We start from the raw sequence: 16,179 nt of genomic DNA on the forward strand, positions 1-16,179 counted from the left end.
TCAACTGCCTCACATTGACGTGGTGCTGCTGTCACACAACCACTATGACCACATGGATGAAGGCTCCTTGCTGGCCTTGTCCAAACAGGCTGGTGGCTGCCCCTTGTTCATCACGCCCCTGGGGCACAAGCACTGGTTTGCCAGGCGAGGCATCCACCATGTGATCGAACTGGACTGGTGGGACACCCATGTGCTGGCCGCCACCGAACGCTCGGCGCGCATCCCCGTGACCTTGACGCCGGCACAGCACTGGTCTGCCCGTACAGCGACCGACGCGCTGCGCAGCCTGTGGGGCGGCTTCGCCGTCCTGTCGCCGGACTGTCACCTCTTCTTCGCAGGCGACACGGGCTACTCGAAAGACTTCGTCGACATCCGCCAGCACTTCGCACGCGAGCAAACGCTCGAGTCAGGTGGCGGTTTCGACATCGCCCTGCTGCCCATCGGCGCCTACGAGCCACGCTGGTTCATGAAAGACCAGCACGTGAACCCTGAGGAGGCCGTGCAGATTTTCAAGGACCTGGGCTGCAAGCGCGCACTGGCGGTGCACTGGGGCACGTTTCAGTTGACGGACGAGGCGCTGGACGAGCCGCCAAAAGCCTTGGCCCTGGCCAAAAAGGCGCGGGGACTGCAGGACGATGAATTCCTGGCCACGCCTATCGGCGAGACCCTCAAATTGAGTACTCAAACTCGATCAAGCAGTCCGATTGCGGCGCAACCGAGCATACAAGGCACCTGAGCCAAGCGCGAACAGGTAGAACTGCGACGGTTCCGGTACAGCGAGCGTATTGCCTGCTCCCCAGACACTCATGCCGATCCGCAGTTTGGCCAACTGATCGCTCTGACTGGCATTGAAAAACGACACCTTCAAAATACCCTCAGCGTGACTTGCCTGATCATGCCCAGGCACTTCTTCACTTACCAACTGCAAGTCACCGGTACCCTCATCGAAGATATAGGCGCCAGCCTCAATGCCTGGTGAGGCCATGGCCTGAACTGAATCACGGACGAGCTTGCTGTAGCCAACGTTCAAGCCGTCTTCCAGATAGTTGTACGACAGGCTCAACCCCACGCTCGCATTGGCACGCTCGGTGGAGAAACTGGACCAGCGCGCACAAACATCATCTTTGACGCAGGCAGGCGCATTGCTGGCAAGGGCATCCAGGGAATATGACAACTCCACGTTCAATAGTGAATTCGCAGAAAGCCGCAAATTTCGCACCAGATAGTCACTGTCGGAACCGTCTCCGGTGACAAGCGACAAGTTGTACTGCCCACCCAAGCCCTGCGCGCTGGCCGACAAACCGAGCCCCTCGGCACCGGCGCTCCAGTCAACAACAGCCGTAGATGAGGTTGATGTCAAACGGCCAGACTGGTTTGCAAGCCAGCCAGGCGTTGACTGCATCACTTGAGGCAAAGGCGTCGACGTTCGCCCCACGTCGTCAACCCAGCCGTACGCCATGGTCACGTTGTCGTCGCCGAGCGTAAAGCTGGGCGCCACCCCGTCATCCGGGGCAAGGTCGATCAATTGGAACTTGATGCCGGTGACGGACGCCGATGCTGATGACGCGGCGAAGACGGTACCGGACAAGGTGGAGAGCACGCACGCGAGCGCGAGCGAGTTCATTCGTTTCATGTACGCCCCCTGAGAGCTTAGGTATGGTTTTTCTCTGAATATTATCGGAAAACCAGCTTGACTCAATGACAAAGCGCGCACCTTCCGGGCCACGACAAACTGACCAAAGCGCCAGGAAAAAGCCCACATGGCCTTTGCGACCATGTGGGCTCACTTGAAAGCCTAAGGCGGCAACTCAGTGAACGGTCCGCTCGAACTCGAACTCCCCGGCTTCGTTGACCTTCACCGGGATCACGTCCTTCGGCCCGAACTTGCCTTGCAGGATCAGCTTGGCCACCGGGTTCTCGATGCGCTGCTGGATGGCGCGCTTCAGGGGTCGCGCACCAAACACCGGATCGAAGCCCACCTTGGCCAGTTCGATCAAGGCTTCGGGTGCCACGTCGAGCTTCATCTCCAGCTGAGCGAGGCGACCCTCCAGGCCCTTGAGCTGGATCTTCGCGATCGACTGGATGTTGGCCATGTCGAGCGCGTGGAACACCACCACCTCATCAATGCGGTTCAGGAACTCGGGGCGGAAGTGCTGCTTGACCTCGACCCACACGGCGTCCTTGATCTCCTCTGAAGGCTGCCCCGCCATCTGCATGATGTGGTGCGAGCCCAGGTTGGATGTCATCACGATCACGGTGTTCTTGAAGTCCACGGTACGGCCCTGGCCATCAGTCAGGCGACCATCGTCCAACACCTGCAGCAGCACGTTGAACACGTCCGGGTGGGCCTTCTCGACTTCATCGAGCAGCACCACGCTGTAAGGCTTGCGACGCACGGCCTCGGTCAGCGTGCCGCCTTCTTCGTAGCCCACATAGCCCGGAGGCGCGCCAATCAGTCGGCTCACCGAGTGCTTCTCCATGAACTCGCTCATGTCGATGCGGATCAGGTGATCTTCGCTGTCAAACAGGAAACCGGCCAAGGCCTTGCACAGCTCGGTCTTGCCCACGCCGGTGGGGCCCAGGAACAGGAAGGAGCCGTAGGGACGGTTCGGGTCAGACAGGCCTGCACGTGAACGACGGATCGCATCGGACACGGCCACAATGGCCTCCTGCTGACCCACCACGCGTTCATGCAGCTTGTCCTCCATGGCCAGCAGCTTGTCGCGCTCGCCCTGCATCAGTTTGGACACGGGGATGCCGGTGGCACGGGCCACCACTTCGGCGATCTCTTCGGCACCGACCTGTGTGCGCAGCAAGGTGGGCTTGCCACTGGCCTTGGTCTTGGCGCTCTCCTTGTCCTGCGCATCCTTCAGGCGCTTTTCCAACTCGGGCAGCTTGCCGTACTGCAGTTCGGCCACCTTGTTGAAATCGCCCTTGCGCTTGAACTCCTCGATCTGGAAGCGGATCTTGTCGATGTCTTCCTTGACCGTGGCCGAGCCTTGGGCCTGGGCCTTCTCGGCTTTCCAGATCTCTTCCAGGTCGGCGTATTCGCGCTCCAGCTTGGTGATCTCTTCTTCGATCAGACCCAGGCGCTTGATGGAGGCCTCGTCCTTCTCACGCTTGACGGCTTCGCGCTCGATCTTCAACTGAATCAGGCGGCGATCCAGGCGGTCCAGGGCCTCGGGCTTGGAGTCGATTTCGATCTTGATCTTGGCAGCGGCTTCGTCGATCAGGTCGATGGCCTTGTCTGGCAGGAAGCGATCAGTGATGTAGCGGTTGGAGAGCTCGGCTGCGGCCACGATGGCCGGGTCGGTGATCTCGACGCCATGGTGGACTTCGTACTTCTCCTGCAGGCCGCGCAAGATGGCGATGGTGGCCTCGACGGTGGGCTCGCCCACGAGGATCTTCTGGAAGCGGCGCTCCAGCGCAGCGTCCTTCTCGATGTACTTGCGGTATTCGTCCAGCGTGGTGGCGCCAATGCAGTGCAGCTCGCCGCGCGCCAGGGCGGGCTTGAGCATGTTGCCGGCGTCCATCGCGCCATCGGCCTTGCCCGCACCGACCATGGTGTGGATCTCGTCGATGAACATGATGGTCTGGCCTTCGTCCTTGGCCACTTCCTTGAGCACGTTCTTGAGGCGCTCTTCGAAGTCGCCACGGTACTTGGCGCCAGCCAGCAGCAAGGCCATGTCGAGCACCAGCACGCGCTTGTTCTTCAAGGTGTCGGGCACTTCGCCGGCCACGATGCGCTGGGCCAGGCCTTCCACGATGGCGGTCTTGCCCACGCCGGGCTCACCGATCAGCACGGGGTTGTTCTTGGAGCGGCGTTGCAGCACCTGGATGGCGCGGCGGATTTCTTCGTCACGGCCGATCACCGGGTCGAGCTTGCCGGCGCGGGCGCGCTCGGTCAGGTCCAGCGTGTATTTCTTGAGCGCTTCGCGCTGGCCTTCGGCTTCGGGGTTGTCCACCTTCTGGTCTCCTCGGACGGCTTTGACTGCGGCTTCCAGCGATTTGCGGTTCAGCCCGAAATCGCGTGCAGCGATGGCCGTGTCACCCTTGTGATCGGCCAGGGCCAGCAGGAACATCTCGCTGGCAATATAGGGATCGCCCTGTTTGTGGGCTTCTTTTTCGGCGCCTTGCAGCAGGCTGACCGTATCACGCCCGGCCTGCACCTGATCGGCGCCCTGCACTTGCGGCAGCTTGTCGATCTGTTTTTCCAGCTCGGTGGCCAGCCCCGGCACCTTGACGCCAGCCTTTTCAAGCAAGGCGCGCGGACCATCGTCCTGGCGCAGCATGGCCAGCAGGATGTGGGCAGGTTCGATATAGGGGTTGTCGCGCGTCACCGCCAGGCTCTGGGCCTCGGTCAGCGCTTCCTGGAATTTGGTGGTGAGTTTGTCGAGTCGCATGAGCACTCCTGATAGACGGAGGGCCCCGGTGTGTTGTGGGGCCGATTGCTCATGAAGATAGGGCGTTGGCGGCGCTTTTCAAGCCCCGGGATCTACCGAGACTTGCGACAGATCAAACGCCAGAGGCGAACCCGATGCGGTCAATCGCCCGCGACCACCCGATTGCGGCCGGTGTGTTTGGCCTGGTAGAGATGGGCGTCTGCACGCGCCAGGTCTTCTTCCAAGGTGGTGTCTTCCCGGTGGAATGCCAGACCGATGCTGACCGTCACGCGGATTTCGCCCGTGGGCGTCTCAAACGGGCTGAGCTCGACGATTTCACGCACCCGCTCTGCCACGGATTGCGCCTCCAGCCTGGAGCGAACGGGCAGCAACACCGAGAACTCCTCGCCGCCATAGCGGGCCAGCAAGGCGTCTTCCCTCAGGTGATCGCGCACCGAATTCGTGACGTGACGCAGCACGTCGTCACCCATGGCATGCCCGTATCGGTCGTTAACGTCCTTGAAAAAGTCGATATCGATCATCAGAACGGCCAGCATGGTCGCCTGGGTGGACTGAAGCGCCACCATGCGCTCGCCCAGTTCGCGCAAGCCCCGGCGAGACAAGGCCCCGGTCAGGTCGTCCGACAAGGAGCGCGCCCTCAGCTGTTGCATCAGGCGGTCATTGACGGACGCGAACACCACGGATGACACCGCCAGTGGCAGCAAGGCAAAGCTCAAGCCTGTGACGGGGGTGAGCCACTCCGGCATGTAGAGCCAGTGCGAGGGATAAGGCCCCGACTGGGTCCAGACCCAGTAAAGCAGGATCACCCAGTTCAGCGCGAATTCACACGCAGCCACCAGCAAGGCCAGATCGCCGCCCGTGAACTTGCCATTGCGCCAGGTGATGATGCCCTGGTCCACCGCCATGCCGACGCTGACCAGGCAGAACACGACGCCGATCGTGTGCACGTATTGAGAATCAGAGCCGAGCAATGCCCCCGCCCACAGGGCCAGGCCCACCAGCAAGGTCAGCACCAGGCCGACAACCGGATGCGTACGCCGTCCATTGAGCTGGCGAAACGCCCAGGCCAGCAGCGCCACGCCCATCCCGGCGAACCCGATCGCGCCCTTCAACACCTCCGGCCGCATGTTCAGCGGGCTGAGCTGGACGCACAACAGCGCAGACAGGCACAACAAGGCCCACCGGAACAGCCCCAGGGCATAGCTCACACGGGCTTGCTCCGTGCGTACCATGGCCAGCAGCCCCAGCCCCACCAGGGAGCCGGCGCCGGAAACCGCATAACAGGTGTAAACGTCGATCGACAACATGCCCGATTTTTATACTCTGAAAGTAGAGTGATATCGGCATGCCGGGCGCCAGATTGACACCCGGATCGTTTAACAACAACAGGAATCAGCCGCCGTTTCTGGCGTTAACCCTGCTGGCGTCCAGCCCGCCCCAGCGCGCAGCGGCTTCGTCGTCCGCCGTACGGGCATCCACCCAACGACTTTCTCCACCTGATGACTCCTTCTTCCAGAAGGGTGCCTGGGTCTTGAGCCAGTCCATCAGGAACTCGGCGCATTGGAAGGCCTGCCCCCGGTGGGCAGAGGTGACCGCCACGAGCACGATCTGATCACGCACATGCAGTGGCCCCACGCGGTGGATGACACGCACGCCACGCACATCAAAGCGCTGCCAGGCCTGCACGATGATCTCGGCGATGCTGCGCTCGGTCATGCCGGGGTAATGCTCCAGCTCCATGATGGAAGGCTGGCCACCCGGCCTCACTTCTGCCTCGGCATCCTGTTGCTGACGCCATTCGCGCACCGTGCCCACGAAGCTGACGATGGCGCCCACGCCGTCGTCATGGGCACGCAGCGCAGACACCTCGGCTGACAGATCGAAATCTTCAGGCCCGACGCGGACGAAGCCGAGCGCCGTCTCCAGGGAAAGGCTGCGCTGCGCCTGAAGGTCCTCGCTCATGTCAGCCTCCGGTCACGGGCGGGAAAAAGGCGACTTCGTCACCGTCGTTCAGAGGCTCGTCGGGCATGCACAAGGTCTGGTTCAAGGCCGTGCGCAGGCCGCGGGCCTCGTCCAGCGCCAGGCCGTGTGCCTCCGACTGCCGGGCCAGCCAATCCTGCAACTCGCCCACGGTACGCGGCACCTGTGCGCCATCGAGTTGCACGGATTCGCCCGCGCCGAGCTTTTCTCGCACGGAGGCGAAGTAACGCACTTGAATCTTCATGATGAGAGGCAGTTCAGCCTGGTCAGGCCAGGCGGGCGCCACTGGCGGGTTGCAGCAACTCGGCCAGAGGCAGGTAGGACACTGTGTCACCAGGTTGCACCGTCTGACCAGGAAGCAGATCAAGCAGGCCATCGGCCCAGACGGCCGAGGTCAACACGCCCGAGCCCTGATTGGGGTACAAGGTGACGCGGCCGTCGGCGCCCAGGCGGGCTCGCGCAAATTCACGCCGCTTGTCGGCCTTGGGCCAGGTGAAATCAGCTTGCAACTGGAGTGACTGGGGCAAGGCCCAGGCCTCGCCGGCCAGCACGGCCAGTACCGGGCGCACCAGCAGCAGGAAGGTGACGTAACTGGCCACCGGGTTGCCGGGCAGCCCCATGTACAAGGCACGGCTGCCATCCGCACGCTGGAGCCAGCCAAACACAAACGGTTTGCCGGGTTTGATGGCCAGGGCCCAGAAATCCAGGCCGCCTTCCGCCAGCACGGCGTTGCGCAGGTGGTCTTCTTCGCCAACGGACACACCGCCACTGCTGATCACCAGGTCATTGTGTTGTGCGGCCTCGCGCAGCGCAGCGCGGGTGGCATCCAGTTGGTCGGGCACGATGCCCAGATCCTGAGCCTGTCCGCCCGCAGCCTGCACCAGGCCACGCAAGGTGTGCCGGTTGCTGTTGTAGATCGCACCGGCAGGCAAAGGCTGCCCGGGCATCACCAGTTCACTGCCCGTGGTCAGGATGCCGACGCGGGGTTGCTTGAACACGGTGAGCGCTGCCTTGCCCACGGAGGCGGCCACACCCAGCCCTGCTGCGCTCAGGCGCAAACCGGCTTGCAGCACAGCCTGCCCTTGGGCGATGTCTTCACCGCGGCGACGGATGTTCTGCCCGGCTTTCACCGGCTCATTGAAACGCACGGTACCGGCGCCGGGATCGGCGGTGGTGTGCTCCTGCATCACCACGGCATCCGCACCCGCCGGTACAGGCGCACCCGTGAAGATGCGCGCACATTGCCCAGCCTGCAAGGCCACCCCCACCTGCCCGGCGGCAATGCGCTGGGCCTGAGGCAGGGTCACGGCCTCGGGCGCAGCGCCCACCTGCCCGGCCTGAACCAGATCAGCCGCACGCACGGCATAGCCGTCCATGGCACTGTTGTCCAGTGGCGGCACGTCGACAGGCGACACCACCGTTTCAGCCAGCACCCGGCCCAAAGCCTCGAAGCTGCTGATCGACTCCGTCTGGCGCTGGCCTTGTGACCCCGCCACATGATTCTCTACGGCCGCACGCAGCGCGGACCAGGCCTCATCCAGAGGCATCAGGGGCTTGAAGGCCGTGGCCATGATCAGTCGTTGCAATGCAGGACGACGTAGTCCTTGATCGCCTGCGCCTGGTTGGGCATCACCTTGAAGCGCTTGGGCAGGTCTTCCAGCCCTTCCAGGCCGGCGATCCAGTGTGGGCGCTCAGGCTGACGACCCGTTGCTTCCACGATGGTGGATGCGAACTTGGCAGGCAAGGCGGTTTCCAGCACCAGCATGGTCACGCCGGGCTTGGTGTGCTCGCGCGCCACCTTCAGGCCGTCGGCCGTGTGGGTATCGATCATCACGCCGAAACGCTCGAAGGTGTCCTTGATCGTGTTGAGGCGATCACTGTGCTTGCTGGCACCAGATGTGAAGCCGTAGCCAGCAACCCGGGCGAACTCTCCAGCCGTGAGGTGGAACTCGCCGCGCTGTTCGATCTCGTCCTTGAACAAGGCCTTCACACGCGCGCCGTCACGCCCCAGCAGGTCAAACACGAAGCGCTCGAAGTTCGAGGCCTTGGAGATGTCCATGGAGGGCGACGAAGTCTCGTACGTTTCGGCACTGCCGCGCACGCGGTAGCTGCCGGTGCGGAAGAACTCGTCGAGCACATTGTTCTCGTTGGTGGCCACGACCAGGGTGTCGATGGGCAGGCCCATCATGCGGGCCACATGGCCGGCGCACACATTGCCGAAGTTGCCGGAAGGCACGGTGAAGCTGACCTTCTCGGCATTCGATTTGGTGGCGTAGAAATAACCGGCGAAGTAGTACACGACCTGAGCCAGCAGGCGGGCCCAGTTGATCGAGTTGACCGTGCCGATCTTGTACTTGCGCTTGAACTCCAGGTCGTTGGAGACGGCCTTGACGATGTCCTGGCAATCGTCGAACACGCCTTCCACCGCGAGGTTGTGGATGTTGGGGTCCTGCAGGCTGAACATCTGTGCCTGCTGAAAGGGACTCATGCGGCCGTTGGGCGAGAGCATGAACACGCGCACACCCTTCTTGCCGCGCATGGCGTATTCAGCCGCGCTGCCAGTGTCGCCCGACGTGGCGCCCAGGATGTTGAGCGACTCGCCGCGACGGGCCAGTTCGTACTCGAACAGGTTGCCCAACAGCTGCATGGCCATGTCCTTGAAGGCCAGCGTGGGGCCATTGGACAGGGCTTGCAGCGCCAGACCAGGCTCCAGTGGCTTCAGGGGCGTGATCTCGTCAAAGCCGTACACCGCCTTGGTGTAGGTCTTGGCAGCCAGCGCCTTGATGTCGGCCTGGGGGATGTCGTCGATGTAGAGCGACAGGATCTCGCCAGCCAGTTCGGCGTAGCTCAGGCCACGCCACTTGGTCAGCGTCGCGTCGTCGATCTTGGGGTAGGAGGTGGGCAGGTACAGGCCACCATCGGGGGCCAGGCCTTCGAGCAGGATCTCGGAAAAACCGCGCTCGGTCTTGTCGCCACGCGTGCTGATGTATTTCATATCAAGGTCTCCACAGCCTGCAACACCCTCTCAGGTTCAGGCTGCTTGTGCGGTCGAACGCGATCCAGCGAACACCAGGGATCCGGCTTTGCCGGGCCACTGGTGTTGCCCCCTTGAAGGGGGCGCGCGAAGCGCGTAGGGGGTGGGCCATTGTTCAGGCAAGCTCTTCTTTACGCAGACGCACGATGGGGGCCAGCACGGTAGGCAGTGCCTGCATCGCGGCCAGGGCCGTGTTCATGCGGCCTTCCTTGGTGTCGTGTGTCAGGATGATCAGGTCGGTCTGATTGCCGTCTTCACCGCTGACCTCGTCGGCTTCGCGTTGCAGCACGGCGTCAATCGAGATGCCCTGCTCGGCCAGCAGGCCGGTGATCTTGGCCAGCACGCCGGCCTCGTCGGCCACGCGCAGGCGCAGGTAGAAGGACGTCACCACCTCTTCGATCGGCAGGATCGGCATCTTCGACAGGGCATCAGGCTGGAAGGCCAGATACGGCACACGTGCCGCCGGGTCCACATCCAGCAGGCGAGCGATGTCCACCAGATCGGCGATCACGGCCGATGCAGTCGGTTCGGAGCCAGCGCCCTTGCCGTAGTACATGGTCGTGCCCACGGCATCGCCCTGCACCATCACGGCATTCATGGCGCCTTCCACATTGGCGATCAGGCGGCGCATCGGCACCAGGGTCGGGTGGGTGCGCAGCTCGATGCCGACGACCTTGCCATTGACTTCCTGGCGGCGCGCAATGCCCAACAGCTTGATGCGGTAGCCCAGTTGCTCGGCGTACTTGATGTCGGTGGCTGACAGCCTGGTGATGCCTTCCACGTGAGCCTTGTCGAACTGCACGGGCACGCCGAACGCAATGGCGCTCATCAGTGTGGCCTTGTGTGCGGCATCCACGCCTTCGATATCGAAGGTGGGATCAGCTTCGGCGTAACCCAGACGTTGCGCTTCTTTCAGCACCACGTCGAAGTCCAGGCCCTTGTCGCGCATCTCGGACAGGATGAAGTTGGTCGTGCCATTGATGATGCCGGCCACCCACTGGATCTGGTTGGCGGTCAGGCCTTCACGCAGTGCCTTGATGATGGGAATGCCACCGGCCACGGCAGCTTCGAACGCCACCATCACGCCCTTTTCGCGGGCGGCCGCAAAGATTTCGGTGCCATGCACGGCCAGCAGGGCCTTGTTGGCCGTGACCACGTGCTTGCCAGCCGCAATCGCTTCCAGCACCAGGGCCTTGGCAATGCCGTAACCACCAATGAGCTCCACCACCACATCGATATCGGGGTTGGCAATGATCTGGCGCGCATCCGACACGACCTGAGCCGAATCACCCACGACTTCACGTGCACGCTCGGTATTGAGATCGGCCACCATCGTGATGTCGATGCCATGGCCCGCGCGACGGCGAATCTCTTCCTGGTTGCGCTTCAGCACGGTGAAGGTACCGCCACCGACGGTACCGATACCCAGCAGGCCAACCCTCAGCGGGCGGTTTTGTTCTTGGCTCATTCGAATCTCACTTGAAAACACTTGTGGGGGCTGTTTGCCCCCGACATGGAAACTAAACAGTTCGGATCAACAGCAATCAGGCGTGGCGCTTGCGATAGCTTTCCAGGAAGCGCGCGATACGGTTGATGGCCTCGGCCAGGTCATCGCTATTGGGCAGGAAGACCAGGCGGAAGTGATCCGGGTGGGTCCAGTTGAAACCCGTACCCTGCACGATCAGCACCTTTTCTTCGGCCAGCAGTTCGTAGGCAAACTGCTGGTCGTCTGCGATCGGATACATCTTGGGATCCAGCTTGGGGAACATGTACAAGGCACCCTTGGGCTTGACCACGCTCACGCCAGGGATCTGGTTGAGCATCTCGTAAGCCAGATCACGCTGCTTGCACAGACGACCCGTGGGGGCCACCAGATCCTTGATGCTTTGATAGCCGCCCAGGGCTGTCTGAATGGCCAGTTGGCCAGGCGTGTTGGCACACAGGCGCATCGAGGCCAGCATGTTGAGGCCCTCGATGTAGTCCTTGGCATGGCGCTTCTCACCCGACACCACCATCCAGCCTGCGCGGTAGCCGCAGGAGCGGTAGTTCTTGCTCAGGCCGTTGAAAGTCAGGAACAGCACGTCATCGGCCAGCGAGGCCATCGAGGTGTGCGTGGCGCCGTCGTACAAGGTCTTGTCGTAGATTTCATCGGCCATCACGATGAGCTGGTGCTCGCGTGCGACCTGGATGATCTCCTTCAACAGGCTCTCGGGGTAGAGCGCACCCGTGGGGTTGTTGGGGTTGATGACGACGATGGCCTTGGTGTGCGGCGTGATCTTGGCGCGGATGTCGGCGATGTCGGGATACCAGTCGGCCTGCTCGTCGCAGATGTAATGCACGGGGCGACCACCGGACAGCGCCACAGCGGCGGTGTACAAGGGATAGTCAGGCGCCGGCAGCAGGACTTCATCATCCTCGTTGAGCAAGGCATTGAGCGCCATCACGATCAGCTCGGAGGCGCCATTGCCCAGGTAGACGTCATCGACCGTCACGCCCTGGATGCCCTTTTCCTGGCAGTAGTGCACCACCGACTTGCGCGGCGCAAACAAGCCCTTGGAGTCGGTGTAGCCGGCTGCGCCCGAGAGATTGCGGATCATGTCCTGCACGATCTCGTCAGGCGGCTCCAGACCGAACACAGCCAGGTTGCCAATGTTCAGCTTGATGATCTTGTGCCCGTCCTCTTCCATCTGCCGCGCCTTTTCCAGCACGGGCCCACGGATGTCATAACAGACGTTGGCGAGTTTGCTGGACTTGGCGATGGGCTTCAAAACGGTCTCCGACGACGGGCTGGACTGGTGCAGAAAGTGACTCAAGACCCTGGCGGCTGTCCGGGAAGGCCAATCGCGGGCGAAATGAGGGAAAGCTAGAATTTAACCACACAGAACCGACCAGCGCCCACCCCACAGCCTGGTCCCGCCTTGCACCACATGAAACTCCAGCCCGACCGCGCCGAAGGCGTGAACATCATCAACGCCTACACCGCGGACTCGATATCGGTGAACGGTGAAGCCCACACAAGCAGCATCCTGGTGCCGCCCACCGGGCCCATGATCCCCTGGCCGGTGACATCCTTGTCCGAGCTGACCGAGGCCCATTTCGAGCAGATCCTCCAGGCTCGCCCGGAGCTGGTGATCTTCGGCAGTGGCCGCCAGTTGCGCTTTCCGCCACCGGCGCTGCTGCGCCCCTTGATGGCGGCCCGCATCGGTTTCGAGACCATGGATACGGCTGCCGCGTGCCGCACCTACAACATTCTGGTGGGTGAGGGCCGACAGGTCATGGCAGCCCTGCTCCTCCATTCATGATGCGAAAACACATGTAAAGCAAAGAAAAGCGGGCCCTCCTTGTGGGGGATGTACCCCTCGGCCGAGGGGGAGCCTCAGAAGCACTTTATAATCGCAGGCTAATCAAGCAGGCTGCTGATCACTACAACATGACACCCGCCCTCAACAAACCTTTGCCGGAATTTGAAGCTGTCGCAACCGGAGGCGTGAAATTCACGCCTCAAGGTTTTGTCGGACAGACCGTGGTGCTGTACTTCTACCCGAAGGACCATACACCTGGATGCACCACCGAAGCCATGCAATTCCGTGACAAACACAAGGAATTCATCAAGGCTGGTGCCGTGGTGTTCGGGGTGTCTCGCGACAACCTCACCTCCCACGACAAGTTCAAGGAAAACCTCGAGTTGCCCTTCGAACTCATTGCCGATACGGAAGAAAAGCTTTGCCACATGTTCGGTGTGGTGAAGAACAAGATCATGTACGGCAAGAAGGTCAAGGGCATCGAACGCTCGACCTTCCTGATCGGCCCTGACGGCGTGCTGCGTGAAGAATGGCGCGGCATCAAGGTCGCCGGTCACGTCGATGACGTGCTCAAGGCTGTCAAAGCCCTGAAGCAGGAAGCGGCCTGATCCTCGATCGGTCCGATCAACACTGATCCGCGCGGATCCTGCAAGGCGCCTTCACGGGCGCCTTTGCTTTTGGGGTCGCGCCTGAGAGGACTTGCCCTGAACATGAAACATCGTCAGGGAAAGCGTGATGCATTCGGCCTGTTGACCTGCCGCAACAAGCTGCCACGGCGGGCACGGAGTGTGCATAATGAATTTCATGCATCTGAGCTGTTCTGAACTCAGTCCACTGTCTGACCACCGATCTACCGAGCATCGACCCGATGCCTGCGAGATCGACCAGCCTGAGGCCGCACATTGTCCTGTGCGGCCTTTTTGTTTGTGCCTTCACTATTGACGGACATCATCATGCCTCTGCCCAAGCCGCCCACCAAACGCGCCGACATGCTGAAAGCTGACGACTTCACGTCCCAGCCCAAACCTGTCAAGCAAGCCAAGAGCGCCACCCGCTCCGCATCGGCCAAAGCAGCGCCCACCATGACCCAGCCACCCGTGCTGGAACTGGTGAAGCCCGCAGCCCCCGCTGTAGAAAAAGTGACTGCACTCCAACCCGCCAGCACCAAAACGGGGCGTACCGCCACCATCGTGGCGGACAAATCCGACGCCGCCCCGGTGACCACCAAGGCCGCCAACGGCGACGGCGCCAAAGCGCGCAACCTGCCTTCGCCCGGCTCCAGCACCACGCGTCGCCGCCGCGACGTGGGCGGCCCTGCCAAGCTGTTCGTGCTGGACACCAACGTCCTGCTGCACGACCCGATGTCGCTGTTCCGCTTCGAGGAGCACGACGTCTACCTGCCCATGATCACGCTCGAAGAGCTGGACGGTCACAAGAAGGGCATGACCGAAGTGGCGCGCAACGCCCGTCAGGTCAGCCGTGATCTGGATTCGCTGGCCGCCGACATGAGCAGCCGCCAGCAGCTCGACCCAGCCTCCGGCATCGAACTGGCCAAGACCGGCCACGTCGAGGCCAAGGGCAAGCTGTACTTCCAGACCATGGGCATGGAAGTGCACCTGCCCGCCGGCCTGCCTCAGGGCAAGGCCGACAACCAGATCCTGGGTGTGGTGCAGGCCCTGCGCAGCCAGCATCCCGGGCGCGATGTCGTGCTGGTGTCCAAGGACATCAACATGCGCATCAAGGCACGCGCACTCGGCCTGATCGCTGAGGACTACTTCAACGACAAGACCCTGGAAGACGGCGACCTGCTCTACACCGGCGTGCTGCCGCTGCCCGGCGATTTCTGGGAGCGCCACGCCAAGGGCATGGAGAGCTGGCAGCAAGGCGGCATCACCTACTACCGTGTGGCCGGCCCCATGGTGCCGGTGTTCCTGGTCAACCAGTTCGTCTACCTGGAAAGCCCTGGCGCCACGCCCTGGTACGGCAAGGTCATCGAGATCACGGGCAAGACCGCCGTGCTCAAGACCTTGAAGGACTACGCCAACCAGAAGCACTCGGTATGGGGCGTGGCCGCACGCAACCGCGAGCAGAACTTCGCGCTCAACCTGCTGATGGACCCCGAATGCGACTTCGTGACGCTGACGGGCTCTGCCGGTACCGGCAAGACGCTGATGACGCTGGCCGCCGCGCTGTGCCAGGTGCTCGACGAGCGCCGCTACACCGAGATCATCGTCACCCGCGTGACGGTACCGGTGGGCGAAGACATCGGCTTCCTGCCTGGCACGGAAGAAGAAAAGATGTCACCCTGGATGGGCGCGCTCGACGACAACCTCGAGGTGCTCGCCCGCGGTGACAACAGCGCCGGCGAGTGGGGTCGTGCGGCCACCAATGAACTGGTGCGCAGCAAGATCAAGATCAAGAGCATGAACTTCATGCGGGGTCGCACCTTCCTGAACAAGTTCCTGATCATCGACGAGGCACAGAACCTGACACCCAAGCAGATGAAGACCTTGATCACCCGTGCCGGCCCGGGCACCAAGATCATCTGCCTGGGCAACCTGGCACAGATCGACACGCCATATCTGACCGAAGGCAGCTCGGGTCTGACCTATGCCGTCGACAAGTTCAAGGGCTGGCCGCACAGCGGGCACGTCACCTTGGCTCGCGGCGAGCGTTCACGTCTGGCCGACTTTGCCTCCGAAGTGCTCTGACCACGCCACAACGCGTCAGCACCACCAAGGGCCCTTCGGGGCCCTTTTTTCCTGGTAAGGGCAAACAAGCAAGCGGACAAATTTCAAAGGGTAGAAATCCGCGTATTACTTGGCAGAAAGCACGATGCCGTTTGATGCAACATCGACACAAGTGCTTGCAATTGGCCAGAATGGTGAAATAGCCCTGCCGTATGTCCACATCTTGAACCAGGCCGTACCCCTACTCACGCCGCAAGCCGGCATCAGCACCACCCAGTTTCTGGTGGTACTCGCGTTCACGATGATCGTGATGGTCGCGGGCCTGGCTGCGCTGGTACATCGCCGTGCCACGCGTGTGGGAAACGGATGGCCCGTGCTGGGCTACCTGTCGGATCTGGTCCTGTCCACCGATCCCAAGCAGAACGTCTTGCTGCTGCGCTATCTGGTCGGATCGGCCAATGCGGTGGCCGGCGTGGCGGCCTTGAATTTCGGCGTATCTGAAGGTGTGATCTCCGCAGACGGCAGTGGCTTGCTGACGGTCAGCGCCCTGACCTGCAATGCGGGGTTTTACGTGATCATGCGCAGCGGGCTGAACAAGCGCTTTGCCGACCCCGCGATGGCGGGCCCGCAGATCATCTGCGCCGAACTGTTCCTGGCCTGGGGATACCAGCTGGGCGGCCCGGGCAGCTCGATCGCGCTGCTGCTGCTGTTCGTCTTCCTGATGTTCAGCATGTTCACGGCCAGCACCCGGACGCTGATCAAGGCCAGCG

General features: G+C 62.2%; 14 protein-coding genes. 5 read left to right on the forward strand and 9 right to left on the reverse strand.

Annotation, left to right across the window (positions count from 1 at the left end):
* On the forward strand, positions 1-736 hold a 736-nt coding region (locus VFW93_RS02715), incomplete at its 5' end, for an MBL fold metallo-hydrolase (protein WP_329692452.1).
* Here VFW93_RS02715 and VFW93_RS02720 read toward each other — a convergent pair.
* From VFW93_RS02720 to VFW93_RS02760, 9 genes are all read right to left on the reverse strand, one after another.
* Entirely contained in the window at positions 692-1,777 is a 1,086-nt protein-coding gene (locus tag VFW93_RS02720) for a hypothetical protein (RefSeq protein ID WP_329692453.1), read from the reverse strand. The genes VFW93_RS02715 and VFW93_RS02720 overlap by 45 nt on opposite strands.
* Before the next feature lie 31 nt (positions 1,778-1,808).
* On the reverse strand, positions 1,809-4,403 hold the full coding sequence (clpB, locus tag VFW93_RS02725) for an ATP-dependent chaperone ClpB (protein WP_329692454.1): 2,595 nt from the start codon (positions 4,401-4,403) through the stop codon (positions 1,809-1,811).
* Positions 4,404-4,543: 140 nt separating this feature from the next.
* The gene (locus VFW93_RS02730) at positions 4,544-5,710 is read right to left on the reverse strand and encodes a GGDEF domain-containing protein (protein WP_329692455.1); all 1,167 of its coding nucleotides are present in this window, start codon (positions 5,708-5,710) and stop codon (positions 4,544-4,546) included.
* Positions 5,711-5,795: 85 nt separating this feature from the next.
* Complete coding sequence (locus tag VFW93_RS02735) at positions 5,796-6,365, reverse strand: molybdenum cofactor biosynthesis protein MoaE (RefSeq protein WP_329692456.1); 570 nt, start codon at positions 6,363-6,365, stop codon at positions 5,796-5,798.
* Between the two features lies 1 nt (position 6,366).
* Complete coding sequence (moaD, locus tag VFW93_RS02740; protein ID WP_329692457.1) at positions 6,367-6,627, reverse strand: molybdopterin converting factor subunit 1; 261 nt, start codon at positions 6,625-6,627, stop codon at positions 6,367-6,369.
* Positions 6,628-6,649: 22 nt separating this feature from the next.
* Entirely contained in the window at positions 6,650-7,954 is a 1,305-nt protein-coding gene (gene glp, locus VFW93_RS02745) for a gephyrin-like molybdotransferase Glp (protein WP_329692458.1), read from the reverse strand.
* A 2-nt stretch (positions 7,955-7,956) separates the two neighbouring features.
* Positions 7,957-9,378, reverse strand: a complete 1,422-nt coding sequence (gene thrC, locus VFW93_RS02750) for a threonine synthase (protein WP_329692459.1) — start codon at positions 9,376-9,378, stop codon at positions 7,957-7,959.
* A 154-nt stretch (positions 9,379-9,532) separates the two neighbouring features.
* Positions 9,533-10,885: a homoserine dehydrogenase gene (locus VFW93_RS02755; protein WP_329692460.1), complete on the reverse strand. Its 1,353-nt coding sequence runs from the start codon at positions 10,883-10,885 to the stop codon at positions 9,533-9,535.
* Positions 10,886-10,961: 76 nt separating this feature from the next.
* On the reverse strand, positions 10,962-12,185 hold the full coding sequence (locus tag VFW93_RS02760; RefSeq protein ID WP_329692461.1) for a pyridoxal phosphate-dependent aminotransferase: 1,224 nt from the start codon (positions 12,183-12,185) through the stop codon (positions 10,962-10,964).
* 159 nt (positions 12,186-12,344) lie between these two features.
* Between VFW93_RS02760 and VFW93_RS02765 the strand changes: the two genes are divergently transcribed.
* The 4 genes from VFW93_RS02765 to VFW93_RS02780 all read left to right on the forward strand — a co-directional run.
* Entirely contained in the window at positions 12,345-12,719 is a 375-nt protein-coding gene (locus tag VFW93_RS02765) for an Mth938-like domain-containing protein (protein ID WP_329692462.1), read from the forward strand.
* Positions 12,720-12,847: 128 nt separating this feature from the next.
* Positions 12,848-13,327 (forward strand): peroxiredoxin, encoded by a 480-nt coding sequence (locus VFW93_RS02770; protein ID WP_329692463.1) that lies wholly within the window; start codon positions 12,848-12,850, stop codon positions 13,325-13,327.
* A gap of 345 nt (positions 13,328-13,672) precedes the next feature.
* On the forward strand, positions 13,673-15,430 hold the full coding sequence (locus tag VFW93_RS02775; protein ID WP_329692464.1) for a PhoH family protein: 1,758 nt from the start codon (positions 13,673-13,675) through the stop codon (positions 15,428-15,430).
* Between the two features lie 202 nt (positions 15,431-15,632).
* Positions 15,633-16,179 (forward strand): hypothetical protein (locus VFW93_RS02780; RefSeq protein WP_414639566.1); only part of this gene is annotated, 547 nt, incomplete at its 3' end.

The organism is Aquabacterium sp., assembly GCF_036279675.1.
Lineage (GTDB): Bacteria > Pseudomonadota > Gammaproteobacteria > Burkholderiales > Burkholderiaceae_C > Aquabacterium.

Bases quoted from the DNA above. Each gene is read 5' to 3' on its own strand.
- VFW93_RS02720 (WP_329692453.1), bottom strand. From the start codon at position 1,777: ATGGTCGCAAAGGCCATGTGGGCTTTTTCCTGGCGCTTTGGTCAGTTT.
- clpB (WP_329692454.1), bottom strand. From the start codon at position 4,403: ATGCGACTCGACAAACTCACCACCAAATTCCAGGAAGCGCTGACCGAG.
- VFW93_RS02730 (WP_329692455.1), bottom strand. From the start codon at position 5,710: ATGTTGTCGATCGACGTTTACACCTGTTATGCGGTTTCCGGCGCCGGC.
- VFW93_RS02735 (WP_329692456.1), bottom strand. From the start codon at position 6,365: ATGAGCGAGGACCTTCAGGCGCAGCGCAGCCTTTCCCTGGAGACGGCG.
- moaD (WP_329692457.1), bottom strand. From the start codon at position 6,627: ATGAAGATTCAAGTGCGTTACTTCGCCTCCGTGCGAGAAAAGCTCGGC.
- glp (WP_329692458.1), bottom strand. From the start codon at position 7,954: ATGGCCACGGCCTTCAAGCCCCTGATGCCTCTGGATGAGGCCTGGTCC.
- thrC (WP_329692459.1), bottom strand. From the start codon at position 9,378: ATGAAATACATCAGCACGCGTGGCGACAAGACCGAGCGCGGTTTTTCC.
- VFW93_RS02755 (WP_329692460.1), bottom strand. From the start codon at position 10,885: ATGAGCCAAGAACAAAACCGCCCGCTGAGGGTTGGCCTGCTGGGTATC.
- VFW93_RS02765 (WP_329692462.1), top strand. From the start codon at position 12,345: ATGAAACTCCAGCCCGACCGCGCCGAAGGCGTGAACATCATCAACGCC.
- VFW93_RS02770 (WP_329692463.1), top strand. From the start codon at position 12,848: ATGACACCCGCCCTCAACAAACCTTTGCCGGAATTTGAAGCTGTCGCA.
- VFW93_RS02775 (WP_329692464.1), top strand. From the start codon at position 13,673: ATGCCTCTGCCCAAGCCGCCCACCAAACGCGCCGACATGCTGAAAGCT.